The sequence below is a fragment of the Streptomyces sp. NPDC085927 genome (assembly GCF_044540975.1).
Classification (GTDB): Bacteria; Actinomycetota; Actinomycetes; order Streptomycetales; family Streptomycetaceae; genus Streptomyces; species Streptomyces hirsutus.
In genome coordinates this window covers 72,556-87,686 of sequence record NZ_JBITSN010000007.1, presented here as the reverse complement: position 1 = coordinate 87,686, position 15,131 = coordinate 72,556, and the positions used below count along the sequence as shown (strand labels likewise).

15 protein-coding genes are annotated in these 15,131 nt (G+C 73.3%); 6 read left to right on the top strand and 9 right to left on the bottom strand.

The window, feature by feature from the left end; genetic code table 11:
• Positions 1-77: 77 nt before the first annotated feature.
• On the bottom strand, positions 78-671 hold the full coding sequence (locus ACIF80_RS20025; RefSeq protein WP_399806294.1) for a TetR/AcrR family transcriptional regulator: 594 nt from the start codon (positions 669-671) through the stop codon (positions 78-80).
• Between the two features lie 175 nt (positions 672-846).
• A complete protein-coding gene (locus tag ACIF80_RS20020) occupies positions 847-1,620 on the bottom strand; it encodes an SDR family oxidoreductase (protein ID WP_399806292.1) in 774 nt (257 codons plus the stop codon).
• A 232-nt stretch (positions 1,621-1,852) separates the two neighbouring features.
• On the opposite strand from ACIF80_RS20020, the gene ACIF80_RS20015 reads away from it, so the two are divergent.
• On the top strand, positions 1,853-3,154 hold the full coding sequence (locus tag ACIF80_RS20015; RefSeq protein ID WP_399806291.1) for an exo-beta-N-acetylmuramidase NamZ domain-containing protein: 1,302 nt from the start codon (positions 1,853-1,855) through the stop codon (positions 3,152-3,154).
• A gap of 579 nt (positions 3,155-3,733) precedes the next feature.
• The gene (locus tag ACIF80_RS20010) at positions 3,734-4,336 is read left to right on the top strand and encodes a hypothetical protein (protein WP_399806289.1); all 603 of its coding nucleotides are present in this window, start codon (positions 3,734-3,736) and stop codon (positions 4,334-4,336) included.
• 39 nt (positions 4,337-4,375) lie between these two features.
• Here ACIF80_RS20010 and soxR read toward each other — a convergent pair whose 3' ends face one another.
• Positions 4,376-4,888, bottom strand: a complete 513-nt coding sequence (soxR, locus tag ACIF80_RS20005; RefSeq protein ID WP_399806287.1) for a redox-sensitive transcriptional activator SoxR — start codon at positions 4,886-4,888, stop codon at positions 4,376-4,378.
• A gap of 131 nt (positions 4,889-5,019) precedes the next feature.
• Between soxR and ACIF80_RS20000 the strand changes: the two genes are divergently transcribed.
• Positions 5,020-5,481, top strand: coding sequence for a MaoC family dehydratase (locus ACIF80_RS20000; RefSeq protein ID WP_388442221.1), 462 nt, complete (start codon positions 5,020-5,022; stop codon positions 5,479-5,481).
• Between the two features lie 18 nt (positions 5,482-5,499).
• On the opposite strand, the gene ACIF80_RS19995 is transcribed toward ACIF80_RS20000, so the two are convergent.
• The 3 genes from ACIF80_RS19995 to ACIF80_RS19985 all read right to left on the bottom strand — a co-directional run bounded on the left by ACIF80_RS19995 (position 5,500) and on the right by ACIF80_RS19985 (position 7,884).
• Positions 5,500-6,147, bottom strand: coding sequence for a TetR/AcrR family transcriptional regulator (locus tag ACIF80_RS19995; protein WP_055625879.1), 648 nt, complete (start codon positions 6,145-6,147; stop codon positions 5,500-5,502).
• Between the two features lie 115 nt (positions 6,148-6,262).
• On the bottom strand, positions 6,263-6,550 hold the full coding sequence (locus tag ACIF80_RS19990; RefSeq protein WP_399806285.1) for a YiaA/YiaB family inner membrane protein: 288 nt from the start codon (positions 6,548-6,550) through the stop codon (positions 6,263-6,265).
• Between the two features lie 182 nt (positions 6,551-6,732).
• Positions 6,733-7,884: an acyl-CoA dehydrogenase family protein gene (locus tag ACIF80_RS19985; RefSeq protein WP_399806283.1), complete on the bottom strand. Its 1,152-nt coding sequence runs from the start codon at positions 7,882-7,884 to the stop codon at positions 6,733-6,735.
• Positions 7,885-7,953: 69 nt separating this feature from the next.
• Here ACIF80_RS19985 and ACIF80_RS19980 point away from each other — a divergent pair, with 69 nt between their 5' ends.
• The 3 genes from ACIF80_RS19980 to ACIF80_RS19970 all read left to right on the top strand — a co-directional run bounded on the left by ACIF80_RS19980 (position 7,954) and on the right by ACIF80_RS19970 (position 10,664).
• Positions 7,954-8,595, top strand: a complete 642-nt coding sequence (locus ACIF80_RS19980; RefSeq protein ID WP_399806281.1) for a TetR/AcrR family transcriptional regulator — start codon at positions 7,954-7,956, stop codon at positions 8,593-8,595.
• Between the two features lie 138 nt (positions 8,596-8,733).
• On the top strand, positions 8,734-9,444 hold the full coding sequence (locus tag ACIF80_RS19975; protein ID WP_399806279.1) for an ArsR/SmtB family transcription factor: 711 nt from the start codon (positions 8,734-8,736) through the stop codon (positions 9,442-9,444).
• A 140-nt stretch (positions 9,445-9,584) separates the two neighbouring features.
• Positions 9,585-10,664 (top strand): DMT family transporter, encoded by a 1,080-nt coding sequence (locus tag ACIF80_RS19970; RefSeq protein WP_399806277.1) that lies wholly within the window; start codon positions 9,585-9,587, stop codon positions 10,662-10,664.
• Positions 10,665-10,743: 79 nt separating this feature from the next.
• Here ACIF80_RS19970 and ACIF80_RS19965 read toward each other — a convergent pair whose 3' ends face one another.
• From ACIF80_RS19965 to ACIF80_RS19955, 3 genes are all read right to left on the bottom strand, one after another.
• Positions 10,744-11,829 (bottom strand): Zn-dependent alcohol dehydrogenase, encoded by a 1,086-nt coding sequence (locus ACIF80_RS19965; protein ID WP_399806275.1) that lies wholly within the window; start codon positions 11,827-11,829, stop codon positions 10,744-10,746.
• An 88-nt stretch (positions 11,830-11,917) separates the two neighbouring features.
• A complete protein-coding gene (locus ACIF80_RS19960; protein ID WP_399806273.1) occupies positions 11,918-13,306 on the bottom strand; it encodes an aldehyde dehydrogenase family protein in 1,389 nt (462 codons plus the stop codon).
• A gap of 135 nt (positions 13,307-13,441) precedes the next feature.
• Positions 13,442-14,869, bottom strand: coding sequence for an ABC transporter ATP-binding protein (locus ACIF80_RS19955; RefSeq protein WP_399806271.1), 1,428 nt, complete (start codon positions 14,867-14,869; stop codon positions 13,442-13,444).
• Positions 14,870-15,131: the final 262 nt, after the last annotated feature.

Here is a 15,131-nt window from a genome sequence, read left to right as displayed (position 1 = left end):
CCGGCATGATCCGCCGGACAGGTCCTGGTCCCCCGGCGCCCGGGCCCCGGGTCTGCGGGGCCCGCGGCCCCGGCGCCTCAGGGCCGCAGGGCGCGCAGCAGCAGGTCGGCGAGGTGGTCGGCGACCTGCTGCGGGGTGAGGGGGCCGGCGGGGCGGTACCAGGTCGACAGGTGGTGGACGGAGCCGAAGTGGTAGTCCACCACCAGGTCGGCCGGGGTCGCCGTGGAGAACACGCCCGCCGCCTGGCCTTCCTCGACCAGCGCGCGGAAGCGCTCGTGGTAGCGGCGGCGCTCGGCCCGTACCTGCTTGTTCTTCTCCGGGCTCAGGTGGTGCATGGAGCGGAAGAAGATCGACGCGTCGTCGAGGTTCTCGATCGTCGTGACGACGACGTCGGCCGCCGCGCCCCGCAGGCGTTTCTCGATCGGCTCGTCGGCGTTCGCGTAGGCGTCCAGACGCTCCTGCTGGACGCGCAGCACACGCGCGTAGACCTCGTGCAGCAGGTCGTCCTTGGAGCCGAAGTAGTGGTAGAGCGCACCCTTGGTGACTCCGGCCGCCTCGACGATCTCCTGCACCGAAGTGCGGTCGTAGCCCTGCTCGGCGAAGAGCCGGGTGGCGGCGGCCAGGAGCCGCTGCGGCACCGGGGGCCCGTCGCCGTCCGTCGTCCTGGGCACTTCCGCCACCTGCCTTCCGTGTCACTGCCTGTCGTCGTCGGACCCTGCCGGTACCGCCGGCCGTCGCCGGCCGGGGCACGCGGTCCGTTTCCCCGACGGGATCTTCCCACCCCTCGGCCCCGACGCGTCGGGCAGGATCGCATCGCGGTACGCGGGACCGTCCCGCGCACCGGTTTCACCGGGTGGACTCCCAGTGCCGCTGGATGCGGTTCATGCCGCCGAGCCAGCGCTCCGGGTCGGCGGCACGGGCCTGGTAGTACTCGGCGACCTCGGGGTGCGGCAGGATCAGGAAGCGGTCCTCGTCGATGCCGCGGAACAGCGCGTCGGCCACGTCGTCCGGCTCGATCGCGGTCGGTTTGAGGACCAGGTCGCCCGCGCTGCCGCTGGCGGTGAGCATGTCGGTGCGTACGCCCTGCGGACAGATCGCGTGGACCTTCACCCCCCGGTGGCGGTACGTCAGCGACAGCCACTCGGCGAAGGCGTAGGCGCCGTGCTTGGTGACGCTGTAGGGGGCCGTGCCGATCATGGTGAGCAGTCCGGCGGCGGAGACGGTGGAGACGAAGCGGCCGCTGCCGCGCTCCAGCCAGTCCGGGAGCAGCGCGTGCGCCGCGCGGACGTGGGCCATGACGTTGACGTCCCAGGAGAGCGCCCAGCCCTGTTCGTCGAGCGGTTCACCAGGTTCCCCGCCGTCGCGGCCGACGCCGGCGTTGGCGCAGTAGACGTCGACCGTGCCGCCGAGCGCGTCGCGGGCGTCGGGGAGGACGGAGGAGGCGTCGCCCGGGACCGCGATGCCGCCGATCTCGTCGGCGACGGCCTTGGCGCGGTCGGCGTCCAGGTCGTTGACGACGACCAGGGCCCCCTGGCCGGCGAAGCGGCGGGCGAGTGCCGCCCCGATGCCGCCCCCGGCGCCCGTGACGACCACCTTCGCACCCTGTACGGCTTCCACCATCGGCTCCTTCGCGCGGCTGCCCGGTTGTTTCTCGACCACGTGACGGCATGACCACGTGGCCGTCCCGGTCGTACGGCCGCTCGGCCGTACGACGCGTCGCGCCAGACTAACCGGTCGGTATGCCGCGTGGAAGAGAAGTGCCGAACGGCGGCGGTCCGGCTCGTTCCCCGAGCGGTTCACGCGCGTTAACGTGCGTGGGCATGACATCGGCAGCGATCACGGAGGTCACGGCATGAGACTGTCCAGACGGAGCCTGCTCGCCACCACCACGGCCACTCTCGCGGCGGCCGCCGCGACCCCGGCCGCCGCCCAGGGCCATACGGGTCACACGGGCCGTCCGGAAGGGCACACGGAAGCCGGGCGGGCGGCCCCGACGGCCGGACGCCGGGGCCTGCGCACCGGCTTCGAGCAGCTCGCCGCGGACGGTTACGCGGCGCTCGACGGGGAGCGGGTCGGCGTGGTCACCAACCCGACGGGCATCACCCGGGACGTGCGGCACATCGTCGACGTCATGCACGCCGACGACCGCGTGGACCTGACCGCCGTGTTCGGCCCCGAGCACGGTTTCCGGGGCACCGCGCAGGCGGGCGGCTCGGAGGGCCGCTACGACGACCCGGCGACCGGACTGCCCGTCTACGACACGTACCTGAAGAGCGGCCGGCCGCTCGCCGGCATCTTCACCGCGTCGGGCGTCGACACGGTCGTCTTCGACATCCAGGACGCGGGCGCCCGCTTCTACACGTACATCTGGACGCTGTACGACTGCATGGAAGCGGCGCAGCTCGCGGGCAAGCGGTTCGTGGTCCTCGACCGGCCGAACCCGGTGACCGGGCGGGCCGCCCTGGGGCCCGTACTGCATCCGGAGTTCGCGACGTTCGTCGGACGGCAGCCGATCGCACAGGCGCACGGGATGACCGTGGCGGAGCTGGCGCGGCTGTTCAACGCCGAGTTCCTGACCGAGCCGGTGCGGCTGGAGACGGTATGGATGACGGGCTGGCGGCGGTCCGACTTCTACGACGCCTCGGGGCTGCCCTGGGTGCCGCCCAGCCCGAACATGCCGACGCCCGAGACGGCCCTGGTGTACGCGGGGACGTGCCTGTTCGAGGGCACCAACCTGTCCGAGGGGCGCGGGACGACCCGGCCGTTCGAGCTCCTGGGCGCGGAGGGGATCGACGGGCGCTGGGCGGCCGAGGCGAACGGCCTGGGCCTGGCGGGCGTGCGGCTGCGCGAGGCGTACTTCGCTCCCACGTTCTCCAAGTTCCAGGGGAGGACGGTCGGGGGTGTGCAGCTCCATGTGCACGACCGGGAGGCGTTCGATCCGGTACGGACGGGGGTAGGACTGCTGGTGAGCGCGAAACGGACGTGGAGCGGGTTCGCCTGGCGCCCGGACCACTGGATCGACAAGCTCACCGGCTCCGAGCGGGTGCGCACGATGATCGACGCGGGCGCGGACACGGACGAGGTGGTGGCCGGCTGGCGGGAGGAACTGGCGGCGTTCCGGCGGACGCGGCGGGAGTACCTGCTGTACCGCTGAGCGCGCCCCGGACACCGAGCGCCCCGGACGACGGCCGACCGCCGCCGTCCGGGGCGCTCGGTGTGTGCCGGCCCTCCCACCGCTGTCACCTGCGCGGACACCGCCCCGACGGCGCTCCCGGGGACGGCGGGGCGACCGGGGACACGATCGGCGCGCATAACCCCGCGGCCTTCAGGAACCCGTGGAGGCCGCGGGGAGTTCTCTGTCTGTCGAGGGTGATGCGCGCGGCACGGCGTCCCTCCGGCGGGGCCGCAGTGCCGGGAGGTTCCCGCCGGGCATGCACACGGGCCGTCCCGGGCAACCGCCGAGGACCGGGGACGGCGAGCGGGACCGCGAGGGAGGCGACCATGGACATGACCGTGGCCATGACCGTGGAGCGGACCACGGAGACGCCGCGGGGGACCACAACTGAAGCACGGGTAACAGGAGTTGACCCAAGGCTCCGCGCGACCGGCCGTGGAGGGCCGCCGAAAAAAGGATGGAGCCGATTCGCTTGTCGATACGTCTATTCGACGACGTCCGTTCGACGACGCCGAAGTGACCGGATTACAGGTGCAGGTGTGACGGAGGTGCAGGACGATGGCCGGTTTCCGAAGTCTGGCGAGACAGGTCCGAGATCCGCGGTGCGATCTGGCACTGCGGCGCTATTCACTGCGCAAGTGCCTTGAGCGGTTCGCTCCGTACGGGCACAGGGCGACCTGGGACCATCTGTGCGCGCGTGCGGGATTCGACCCCGAGGACCGCTCCGTCGACCCGGCGCGGCTCGTGGCCGCACTGGACGAGCTGGAGGAGGCCCGCGCGGTCTGGCTGGGCTACGAGGTGGAGTTCGCCGCGCGCCGCAGGAAGGAGAAGCACGGAGGCCTGCGCAGGCCGGGCAGTGTGGACGACTGGCACCGGCTGACCTGGGGCGGTTTCGGTGTGGCCTGGTGCGACGACCCCGGGGTGCATCCGCGGGAGCCGCTGGCCGAGGTGCTGCGGCGGCTGATCGCCGCGCTGGAGCGCGAGCCGGGTACGGCCTGCCCCGTGTGCCGGGGGGAACGGCTCAGGTGGCGGTACGGCCTGGACCACGAGCCGTCGGCGGGACCGGTCTGCGCGAACTGCGGAATCCTGGTGCCGCGTCCCGTCCTGACGACCGAGGCGCTGGCGGACGCCAGGCGGTCGAAGGTACTGGTGTCGGCCTGAGGAGTGTGGGGGTGCGCCGGGGATGCCGCGCCCCCACGGTCACGAGGCGCCGGTGCCGGTATCGGCGCCGGCCTGCGGAGTGCCCGGCCCGGCGGATCCTTTCTCGGTCAGCAGCCGGGAGCCCGTCAGACGGTCGCCGAAGACGTCGTCCGGGTTGGACAGGACGCAGGTGTCCAGCGAGAGGCAGCCGCAGCCGATGCAGTCGGTGAGGTGGTCGCGCAGCCTGTTGAGCTGCCTGATGCGCTCGTCCAGCTCCGTACGCCACGCCTCGGAGAGGTGGGCCCAGTCGTCCCGGGTGGGGGTGCGTTCCTGGGGCAGTTCGGCGAGCGCCCCGCGGATCGTGGCGAGCGGGATGCCGACCCGCTGGGCGGCCCGGATGAAGGCGACCCGGCGCAGGGTGTCACGGGTGTAGCGGCGCTGGTTTCCCGAGGTGCGCCGGCTGTTGATCAGGCCCTTGGACTCGTAGAAGTGCAGGGCCGAGACGGCGGCGCCGCTGCGCGCGGCGAGCTGGCCGACCGTGAGCTCGTGGATCTTCTCCGGAATCTGAGGCACGCCCCGAAGGCTACCCACCCCGACGCGGTCGCCGGTCCGTTGACAAGGACCGCACGGCCGACCATGCTAAGCAGTCGCTTAGGCATGCGTGCGGGTGGCGCGTGCGATCACGTGACGCGGGAGGCCGGGACATGGCAGAGCCGAGAATCTTCACGTCCGTCGACGACCTGAAGGCGGCGGTGGGCGAGCAGCTGGGGTACACGGACTGGCTGGAGGTCGACCAGAAGCGGATCGACCTGTTCGCCGAGGCCACCGGTGACCACCAGTGGATCCACGTCGATCCGGAGCGGGCCGCGGCGGGGCCGTTCGGCACGACCATCGCGCACGGCTATCTGACGCTGTCGCTGCTGCCGTTGTTCGGCCCGCAGCTGCTCTCCGTCGAGGGCGTGAGGATGGGCGTCAACTACGGCACGAACAAGGTGCGTTTCCCCGCGCCCGTCCCGGTGGGATCGCGGGTGCGCGCCACCGCGAAGGTCACCGCCGTCGACGAGGTGGGGGGCGGTGTCCAGGTGACCACGGCGTTCACCGTGGAGCGCGAGGGCGGCGACAAGCCGGTGTGCGTGGCCGAGTCGGTGGCCCGGTACTACCTCTGAGGCCCGGCGGGCCGTGCGCTACTCCGCCCGGGCGGTGTCCGTGCGCTCGGCGCCGACCATGCGCAGGACGAGGTCGGCGTAGAGGGCGCCGACCTCCTCGGGGGTGCGGGAGCCGTTGACGTTGAACCAGCGCGCCACGTCGATGCAGAGGGAGAGCACGGCGAGCGTGGTTCCCCGCACGTCGGGGACGTCGAACTCGCCCGAGCGCACGCCTTCCTCGATGATCCCGCGCACCTCGGCGTCGACCAGCCGGCGCAGGGCGATGATCTCGGCGCGGGCATCGGGGCCGAGCGAGTCGAGTTCGTACTGCACGACCCGTGCGGTGGTGCGTCCGCCCGCGTGCCAGCGGACGAAGGAGCTCACGGCCTCGGCGAGGCGCCGGGTCGGGCTGCCCTCGGCGCGGGCCGCGGTACGCAGGATGTCCAGGGCCTTCTCGTGGCCGATCCTGCTGATGCGGTGGAGCAGTTCTTCCTTGGTCTTGTAGTGGATGTAGAGCGCGGCCGGGCTCATGCCGGCGCGGCCCGCGATGTCGCGGGTCGTCGTGGCGTGGTAGCCACGTTCCGCGAACGCCTCGACGGCGGCGAGCAGCAGCCGTCGGGCCGCGTCGGGCGTGACCTCACCCCACGGCTGCGCCTCGGCGCCGGCCGTCTCCTCCGCCGTACTCATCGCTCACCCCATTCACTGGCAGGGGTAACACCATACCGGCAAAGGTGAGCGATCGCTTAGGGCCGGTCCCCGCCCGCTCGCCCGGGCGGAGACCGGTCGCCGTGCCGCAGAGCGCTCACAGCTTTTCGAACGGGTCGTGCTCCGCGAGGAGCTTCTCCAGGCGCGCCTGGTCCACCCGGCTCACGATCTGCCCGGCCTCCTGACGGTCCCGGATGACCTTGGCCAGGGTGAAGGCGGAGGTGACGAGGTACAGGACGGCGATCGCCATGAAGCCGCGCACCCAGGCGTCGGTGTCGAGCCGGACGATGCCGAAGGCGGTCGCGCCCAGGGCGACGGCGAACGATGCGACGGCCTGACCGTAGAAGGCCGCCGTGTTCTGCTGCTTGAGAGGTGTGTCGCTCATGGGGAACAGGGTCGGCGACCGCGGCACTCCGCACATCCGTCGGGATACTCAGACTTGCCGCGGACCGGCTACTCAGACCGGCCGGCCCGCCCCCTCCTCCCGGTCCGTCCGGTCCGTCCGGCCCGTCCTGTCCCGCCCGGTTCATCCCGTCCGTACGGTCCCGCCCGGCGGCCCCCAGCGCCTCAGAACGCGGAAACTCCGGTCAGCGCACGCCCGATGACCAGCTTCTGGATCTGGCTCGTGCCCTCGTAGAGCGTCATGACGCGGGCGTCGCGCAGCAGCTTGCCCGCCGGGTACTCGTCGATGTAGCCGTAACCGCCGTAGACCTGGAGGGCGTTGTTGGCGGCGCGGACGGCCGCCTCCGAGGCGAAGAGCTTGGCCTTGGAGGACTCGACGGCGAACGGCCGGCCGCGGTCGATCAGGTCGGCGACCCGCCAGGTCAGCAGCCGGGCGGCGTCGACGTCCACGGCGATGTCGCTGATCAGTTCCTGGACGAGCTGGTGATGGGCGATGGTCTTCCCGAACTGCTCGCGCTCCCCCGCGTACCGCACGGCCGCGTCGAGCGCGGCCTGGGCTATGCCGACACAGCCCGCGGCGACCGACATGCGGCCCTTGGCGAGGGCGGACATGGCGACGGAGAAGCCCTTGCCCTCGGGGGCCAGCATCGCGGACGCGGGCACCCGCACGTCCTCCAGCACCAGCTCGGCGGTGGCCTGGCCGCGCAGGCCGAGCTTGCCGTGCAGGGCGCGGCGGGTCAGACCGGGGGTGTCGGCGGGCACGAGGAAGGCGGACACGCCCTTGTGGCCGGGGGCGTCGGTGGACCGGGCGAACAGCAGGACGACATCGGCCCAGGTGCCGTTGGTGATGAACATCTTGGTGCCGTTGATGACGTAGTCGCCGCCGTCGCGCACCGCGCGGGTGGAGAGGTTTCCGGCGTCGGAACCGGTGCCCGGCTCGGTGAGGCCGAAGCAGCCGACGTACGTGCCGGAGGTGAGCCCGGGGAGCCAGGTCCGCTTCTGCTCCTCGCTGCCCCAGGCGGCGACGGTCTTGGCGACCAGCCCCAGGGACACGGAGACGATCCCGCGCACGGAGGAGTCGCCGCGGCCCAGCTCCTCGGTGACCAGGCAGTACGCGAGATGGTCGCCGCCGCAGCCGCCGTACCGCTCGTCGATCGTCAGCCCGAGGAAGCCGAGGTCGCCGAGTTTCTTCACGATGCCCCGGTCGACCTCCTCGGCGCGGTCCCAGGCCGTGGCGTGGGGCGCGACCTCGCGCTCGACGAAGTCCCGGGCGAGCCGGCGGACGGCGCTCTGCTCCTCGCTGAGCTCCAGGTTCATGACAGTCACCCAACCCCGGGATTTTAATTACCACTGCTAGTTTTCTGGTCCAGCCCTACTATGTGCGCCATGGCCCGACCGCGCAAGCCCTTGCTCAGCACCGACCGGATCGTCGAAACGGCACGGGAGCTCGTGGACGCGGAGGGCCTGGCGTCCCTCTCCACGCGCCGGCTCGCCGCGCAGCTGGGTGTCAGCGGGCCCTCGCTCTACAACCACTTCCGCACCAAGGACGAGATCCTGGAGGCGGTGGCCGACTCGGTGAGCGCGCTGGTCGACCTGTCGATGTTCGAGGACGGCCGGGACTGGCGGACCGCGCTGCACGACTGGGCCGTCTCCTACCGGGCAGCGCTGCGCGCCCACCCCAACATCGTGCCGGTCCTGGCACGCGGCCCCGGCCGCCGCCCGGCCGCCCTGCGGCTCGCCGACGCGGTCTACGGCGCGATGGTCGAGGCGGGCTGGCCGCCCGCGCAGGCCACGTCCATCGGCGCGCTGATGCGGTACTTCATCATGGGTTCGGCGCTCGGCTCCTTCGCCGGGGGTTTCGTGGACGACGCCGGCGCCTACGACCCCGCCGACTATCCCCACCTCGGCCAGGCCCACCTGCTCGCCGAGAAGCAGGAGAAGATCGACGAGCGAGCCTTCGAGACGGGCCTGACGGCACTGCTGGACGGCCTGGCCGGGCAGTACGCGCAGGCGCGGAGCGCCGGATAGGACCTCTCGCGGGCGGCACGGGCGCGGACAGGGGACAGAGGGCGGGGGGCGGGGCGAGGGCGGGACGGGAACGGAGGGGGACGGCACGACCGTACGGTTCGGCCGTCGCCGAAGTGTCCGTACCGCATGCTGGGGCGCATGACCACGAAGGACCCCCGGGCCGCCGGGCTCGCACGGCTCGCCGGGCTGCTCGCCGACGAGACCCGGGCCGCGTGCCTGCTGGCCCTGCTGGACGGCCGGGCGTGGACGGCGGGCGAGCTGGCGCGGCACGCCGGTGTCGCCCCCTCCACGCTGAGCGGACATCTGGGCAGGCTCGTCGCCGGCGGGCTGCTCGCCGAGGAACGGCAGGGCCGGCACCGGTACGTACGGCTCGCCGACGCGCGGGCCGCCCAGCTGGTGGAGGAACTGACCGCGCGGATCGCCCCGGAGGCGCACCGGCGTCCGCGCACCCTGCGGCAGGCGGGTGCGGGCTCGGCGGCGGCCCGCGGGCGGACCTGCTACGACCATCTCGCCGGCCGGCTCGGGATCGCGGTCACGGACGCGTTCACGGCCCGCGGGCTGCTGCTCCAGGACACCGGGTTCGCGCTCACCGAGGCGGGCCTGCGCTGGTTCGACGCCCTCGGCATCGGCCTCGACCGGCACGGCCGCCGCCCGCTGGCCCGCGCCTGCCTGGACTGGACGGAACGCCGCCCCCACCTCGCCGGAGCCGCCGGGGCGGCCCTGTGCCGGCACGCCCTGGACGTGCGGTGGTGCGTCCGCATCGGCTCCGGGCGCGCGGTGAAGGTGACGAAGGAGGGCGAGCGGGCGCTGTCGGAACTGCTGGGGATCGAGGAGGCGGCCCTGCGATGACCGGCGCCCACCGCGCCGCACCACACCGTTCCCGCACCGCTCGCTCCGCCGTGCTCCGTCCCGTACGCCTCCTGCGCTCCACAGGCCCCCGTCCGAAAACCGCGAGCCCGCGGGACCCTTCCCCTCCTAACCTCTGGACCATGATGAACGTCTCCCGTCCGCGCTCCGCCCGGCGTGCGGAGCTGCTCGCCGCCGGGGCCGCCACCGTCACCGTGGTGCTGTGGGCCTCCGCCTTCGTGTCGATCCGCAGCGCGGGGGCCGCCTACTCACCGGGAGCACTCGCCCTCGGGCGGCTGGCCTCCGGCGTGCTGGTGCTGGGGGCGATCTGTCTGTGGCGGAGGGAAGGGATACCGCCGCGCTCCGCATGGCGCGGGATCATGGTGTCGGGGGTGCTCTGGTTCGGCTTCTACATGCTCGCCCTCAACTGGGGCGAGCAGCAGGTCGACGCGGGCACCGCGGCCCTCGTGGTGAATGTCGGGCCGATCCTCATCGCGCTGCTCGGCGCCCGGCTGCTCGGGGACTCGGTGCCGCCGCGGCTGCTGGCCGGCATGGCCGTGTCGTTCGCCGGGGCGGTGACCGTGGGGTTGTCGATGTCCGGCGAGGGCGGCTCCTCGGTGCTCGGGGTGGTGCTGTGTCTGCTGGCGGCGATGGCGTACGCGGCGGGCGTGGTCGCGCAGAAGCCCGCCCTGGGGACGGGGAGCCCCCTGCAGGTGACGACGTACGGGTGCCTGGTCGGGGCGGTGGTGTGTCTGCCCTTCGCCGGGCAGCTCGTGCGGGAGGCCGCCGACGCGCCCGTCTCCGCCACGCTCAACATGGTCTATCTGGGCGTCTTCCCGACCGCCCTCGCGTTCACCACCTGGGCCTACGCCCTGACCAGGACGACCGCGAGCCGCATGGGCGCGACCACGTACGCGGTGCCCGCCCTGGTCGTGCTGATGTCCTGGCTCGCGCTGGGCGAGGTACCGGGCCCGTTCACCCTCCTGGGAGGCGCCCTGTGCCTGGCGGGCGTGGCGGTGTCGCGGTCACGGGCCGGGGCGAAGCCGCGGGCGGGGTCCGGGGCCGCGGGCCCGGCGGGCACGGTCCCGGTCCCGGTCCCGGTCCCGGCGGGCACGGTCCCGGTCCCGCCGGACCCGGAGGAGGTCCGGGGAAGGGCACACGGTGTCCGGGAGGCACCGGACGCGCGGGAGGTGCGGCCCGACCGGGCGTCCGGCTCGACGTGACCGGGCAAGCACCCGACGCCCCAACCCCCGCCCCCGCCCCCGCCCCCGAGGGAAGCTCCGCTCGCCGTGCCGGGTCCTGCTAGAAGACCACCAGGGCCCGTCCGCCCTTGCCCGCCAGCATGTTGTCGAAGGCGGCCGGGATGCCGTCCAGGGCGATCCGTTCCGTCACCAGGGCGCCCAGGTCGAGCCGGCCGGCCCGGATGTGCCCGGCGAGGACGGGGAGGTCGCGGGCGGGGTCGGAGTTGCCGTAGACGCAGCCGGACAGGGTCCTGCCCCAGTGGAAGATCTCCAGGGCGTTGAAGGTGACCTGCTGGTCCTTGCCGCCGATGCCGACGACCGCGGTGCGTCCGCCGCGCCGGGTGGACTCCCAGGCGGTGCGGATGGTGGTCGCGCGGCCCACGCACTCGACGGCCGCGTCCACGCCCTGCTTGCCGGTGAGGGCCCGGATCTCGCGGGCGGTGGTGTCCGAGGCCACGACGTACTCGGTCGCCCCGGCGGAGCGGGCCAGCTCCTCCTTCGCCGGGGAGACGTCGACCGCGACGATCGTCGCCGCGCCCGCGATCCGGGCCGCCTGGAGGGCGGCGAGGCCCACTCCCCCGACGCCGAACACCGCGACCGACTCACCGGGCCGGACCTGCGCGCAGTGGTGGACGGCACCGTAGCCGGTGAGCACGGCGCAGCCGAGCAGGGCGGCGTCGGTGAGCGGCACGCCGTCGGGGGCGGGCAGGACGCAGGAGGCGGGCACCACCGTCTCCTCGGCGAAGGCGGCGACGTTCAGGCCGGGGTGGAGCGCGGTGCCGTCGTCGGCGCGGTGGGCGTGCACCGCGGCGGCGCCGCTCAGGGCGTCGGCGCACAGCCACACCTCGCCGCGCGCGCAGGCGGGGCAGACACCGCAGGAGGGTGCCCAGTTGAGGACGACGCCGTCGCCGGGCGCGACACGGGTGACGCCCTCGCCGACGGAGACGACCGTGCCGGCCCCCTCGTGGCCCAGCACCGCCGGGACCGGGAGACGCATGGTGCCGTTGGTCAGGGACAGGTCGGAGTGGCAGACCCCGGCTGCGGCGAGCCGGACCCGGACCTTGCCGGGGCCGGGTTCGGGCAGGTCGATCCCCGTGATCTCCAACGGGGCGTCGACGGCGGACAGTACGGCGGCGCGGACAACCATGGCGGTGGGACTCCCCTGGAACCGGAGGGACTTGGTCAGTGCTCGAGGAACTGGGACCGAGCCGGCTCGGAATCGGATCGGAACCGGCTCAGAACTGGAGGGACTTGGTCTGGAGGTACTCGGTCAGGCCGTGCACGCCGAGTTCGCGGCCCACGCCCGACTGCTTGTAACCGCCGAAGGGCGCGAGGGGGTTGAAGCGGCCGCCGTTGATGTCGACCTGGCCGGTCTCCATGCGGCGGGCGAACGCCGTCGCCTGCGCCTCGTCGGCGGCCCAGACCGCTCCGGCGAGTCCGTAGACGGTGCCGTTGGCGATGCGCAGGGCGTCCTCCTCGTCCTCGTAGCACAGGACGGACAGGACGGGGCCGAAGATCTCCTCCTGGGCGATGGTCATGTCCGGGGTGACGTCCGCGAAGACGGTGGGGCTGACGAAGCAGCCCTGCTCGCGCGGCGCGTCGGGGCCACCGGCGACCAGGCGCGCACCCTCGGCGACGCCCTTCTCGATGTAACCACGCACCCGTTCCTGCTGCTTGGCGTTGACGAGGGGACCGATGCGGTCGCCGTACTTGGCGGCGGCGGCCGCGGCGAGCTCGACGGCCTCGTCGTACTGGTCGCGGTGGACCAGCATGCGGGTCCAGGCGCTGCACGTCTGGCCGGAGTTGGACATCACGTTGGCGACCCCGACGTTGACCGCCCGTGCCAGGTCGGCGCCGGGGAGGATCACGTTGGCGGACTTGCCGCCGAGTTCGAGGGCGACCTTCTTGACGGCGGCCGCGGCGACGGCGCCGATCCGTCGGCCGACGGCGGTGGAACCGGTGAAGGAGACCAGGTCGACGCCCGGGTGTTCGGCGAGGGCCTGGCCGGCCACCGGGCCGAGGCCGGTGACCAGGTTGAACACGCCTGCCGGGACGCCGGCCTCGTGCACCGCCTCAGCGAGGAGCCGGGCGACCAGCGGGGTGTCCTCGGCGGGTTTGACGACGATCGTGCAGCCGGCGGCGAGGGCCGGGGCCGCCTTGGCGACGATCTGGTGCAGGGGGTAGTTCCAGGGGGTGATCGCGCCCACCACGCCGACCGGCTCGTGAAGGACGGTCGAGTTGCCCGTCCGCTCCTCGAAGGGGTACGTCGCCGCCAGCTCGGCGTACGAGCCCGCCACCGCGATCGGCACGGCCGCGTGCACGGCCTGCGAGAGCTTCAGGGGTGCTCCGAGTTCTGCGGTCACCGTCTGCGCGATCTCGTCCTGCCGGGCCACCAGCACGTCACGGAGGGCGGCGAGACGGGCCGCGCGCTCGGCGGGCGCGGTCGCGGCCCAGGCGGGGAGGGCGGCGCGGGCCGCCCGCACGGCGGCGTCCACGTCCTCGACGGTGCCCGCGGGGACGGTGGCGATCACCTGCCCGTCGGCCGGGTTCACGACCTCGATCACGTCCGGACCGGCCGCGGGGCGCCAGGCGCCGTCGATGTACATGCCGTCGTATGCCTTCATCGCACTTCCTCCGGAGCGGGGCGTCGTCGTCCACCCCATAAACTAGCGGCGCTAATTTAATGACGCCAGGGGGACGCGCACACGGCCCGGCAGCGGCCGGTGCGGGTACGGGTGCGTCCGGGCGGGGCCGCGGCGTCACTCGTCCAGGTCGGGCAGCTGCGCCGGGCTGGGGCAGATCCGCTCGCCGTGCTGGTCGAAGACGAACAGGTGGGCGATGTCGACCAGGAGCGGCACCTGCATGCCGTGCCGGAGGCGGATCTCCGGGGTGGTGCGGACGACGAGGTCGCCGGGCAGCCGGGGCCCGGCGGGGGCGGGTTCGGGCCGCGTCCCCTCGGCCCGCTCCCCCGGGACGTCGTGCCCGGCCCGTGATCCGCCGGCCCGCGCCCGCAGCCGGTCCAGGACCCTGCCGCCGCCACTGCCCTCGCGGCGGCTGCGCCGGGGCGGGCGGCCGGGACGCGGACGCGGGGCCTCCAGCTCGGGGACCACGGCGGGGCGGGAACCGGTGTCGAAGTGGACCAGGGCCTCATGGCCCTGGAACTCCACGTGCTCCACCAGACCGGTGAGCGCCGACTCACCGGGGCGGGCGGCACCGCCCGACGGGGCCCGCCCCGGCCCCCGCGGGGCCGGTCCACGGGAGGCCGTGCCCGGTTCACGCGCTCCCGTGAACCCAGGGGCTATCCGGACTGCCTCGGAGCGCAGGCCCACGATGACCTCACGGCCCTGCTGCACCCGCAGCAGCCGGTGGTCCAGGCAGAGGGGTTCGGGCAGCCGCAGGAACTGCTTGCCCAGACTGATGGTCATCGCGCCGTCGAGCGGCGCACGGACCACCCCGCGCAGCAGGTTGATGCGCGGGGTGCCGATGAACGCGGCGACGAAGACGTTGCTCGGCAGCGAGTAGACCGCGCGCGGGCTGCCGACCTGTTGCAGGACTCCGCCGCGCAGCACGGCGACCCGGTCGCCGAGCGACATGGCCTCGGCCTGGTCGTGGGTGACGTAGACGGTGGTGACGCCCAGCTCGCGGGTGAGCTGCGAGATCTCGGCGCGCAGTCGGCTGCGCAGCTTCGCGTCGAGGTTGGACAGCGGCTCGTCCATCAGGAAGGCGGAGGGGCGGCGGGCGATGGCCCGGCCCATGGCGACCCGCTGGCGTTCGCCGCCGGACAGCTGGGCGGGGAAGCGGTCGAGGAGGTCCTCGATGCCCAGCATGCGGGCGGTGGCGTCCACCCGGGCCCGGTGGTCGACCCCGGGGGCCTCGACGCGCAGGGGGAAGCCGATGTTGTCGCGGCCGGTCATGCTCGGGTAGAGGGCGAAGTTCTGGAACACCATCGCCATGTCCCGGCCGGACGGCGGCAGGTCGTTGCCGAACTCGCCGTCGAGGAACAGCAGACCCTCGTCGATCTCCTCCAGGCCGGCGATCATCCGGAGCACGGTGGACTTGCCGCAGCCGGAGGGGCCGAGCAGGACGAGGAACTCGCCGGGCGCGATGTCCAGCGACAGCCGGTCGACCACGCGTACACCGCGGGTGTAGGCCTTGCTCACGTCGTGCAGGGAGATGGCGCGTGTCATGAGGGTGCCCCCGGGGGCTCGTCAGGGCGCTGGTGCTCCGCGGTCGGACGCCTCGCGCGGGCCGTACGGGGCCGTACGAGACGCATGAGTCACGGAAGCTAACGGAATGTATGCGGCAGGGGGAAGACGCGGGGCGGGATCGGACGTCACCGTCCACCAGATGAGAAAGCGGACGAACTCATTCGGCCCGATCCGGCCCCGTCCGGCGCCAGATCCGATCAGGAACGGAACCGTATCGCCCCACTCCACACCGGCCCGCCCC

What these genes read in the sequence shown, in the direction of transcription:
- ACIF80_RS20015 (WP_399806291.1), top strand. Translation starts at nt 1,853, where the DNA reads ATGAGACTGTCCAGACGGAGCCTGCTCGCCACCACCACGGCCACTCTC.
- ACIF80_RS19955 (WP_399806271.1), bottom strand. Translation starts at nt 14,869, where the DNA reads ATGACACGCGCCATCTCCCTGCACGACGTGAGCAAGGCCTACACCCGC.
- ACIF80_RS19960 (WP_399806273.1), bottom strand. Translation starts at nt 13,306, where the DNA reads ATGAAGGCATACGACGGCATGTACATCGACGGCGCCTGGCGCCCCGCG.
- ACIF80_RS19990 (WP_399806285.1), bottom strand. Translation starts at nt 6,550, where the DNA reads ATGAGCGACACACCTCTCAAGCAGCAGAACACGGCGGCCTTCTACGGT.
- ACIF80_RS19980 (WP_399806281.1), top strand. Translation starts at nt 7,954, where the DNA reads ATGGCCCGACCGCGCAAGCCCTTGCTCAGCACCGACCGGATCGTCGAA.
- ACIF80_RS19975 (WP_399806279.1), top strand. Translation starts at nt 8,734, where the DNA reads ATGACCACGAAGGACCCCCGGGCCGCCGGGCTCGCACGGCTCGCCGGG.
- ACIF80_RS20020 (WP_399806292.1), bottom strand. Translation starts at nt 1,620, where the DNA reads ATGGTGGAAGCCGTACAGGGTGCGAAGGTGGTCGTCACGGGCGCCGGG.
- ACIF80_RS20010 (WP_399806289.1), top strand. Translation starts at nt 3,734, where the DNA reads ATGGCCGGTTTCCGAAGTCTGGCGAGACAGGTCCGAGATCCGCGGTGC.
- ACIF80_RS19995 (WP_055625879.1), bottom strand. Translation starts at nt 6,147, where the DNA reads ATGAGTACGGCGGAGGAGACGGCCGGCGCCGAGGCGCAGCCGTGGGGT.
- ACIF80_RS19965 (WP_399806275.1), bottom strand. Translation starts at nt 11,829, where the DNA reads ATGGTTGTCCGCGCCGCCGTACTGTCCGCCGTCGACGCCCCGTTGGAG.
- ACIF80_RS19970 (WP_399806277.1), top strand. Translation starts at nt 9,585, where the DNA reads ATGATGAACGTCTCCCGTCCGCGCTCCGCCCGGCGTGCGGAGCTGCTC.
- ACIF80_RS19985 (WP_399806283.1), bottom strand. Translation starts at nt 7,884, where the DNA reads ATGAACCTGGAGCTCAGCGAGGAGCAGAGCGCCGTCCGCCGGCTCGCC.
- ACIF80_RS20000 (WP_388442221.1), top strand. Translation starts at nt 5,020, where the DNA reads ATGGCAGAGCCGAGAATCTTCACGTCCGTCGACGACCTGAAGGCGGCG.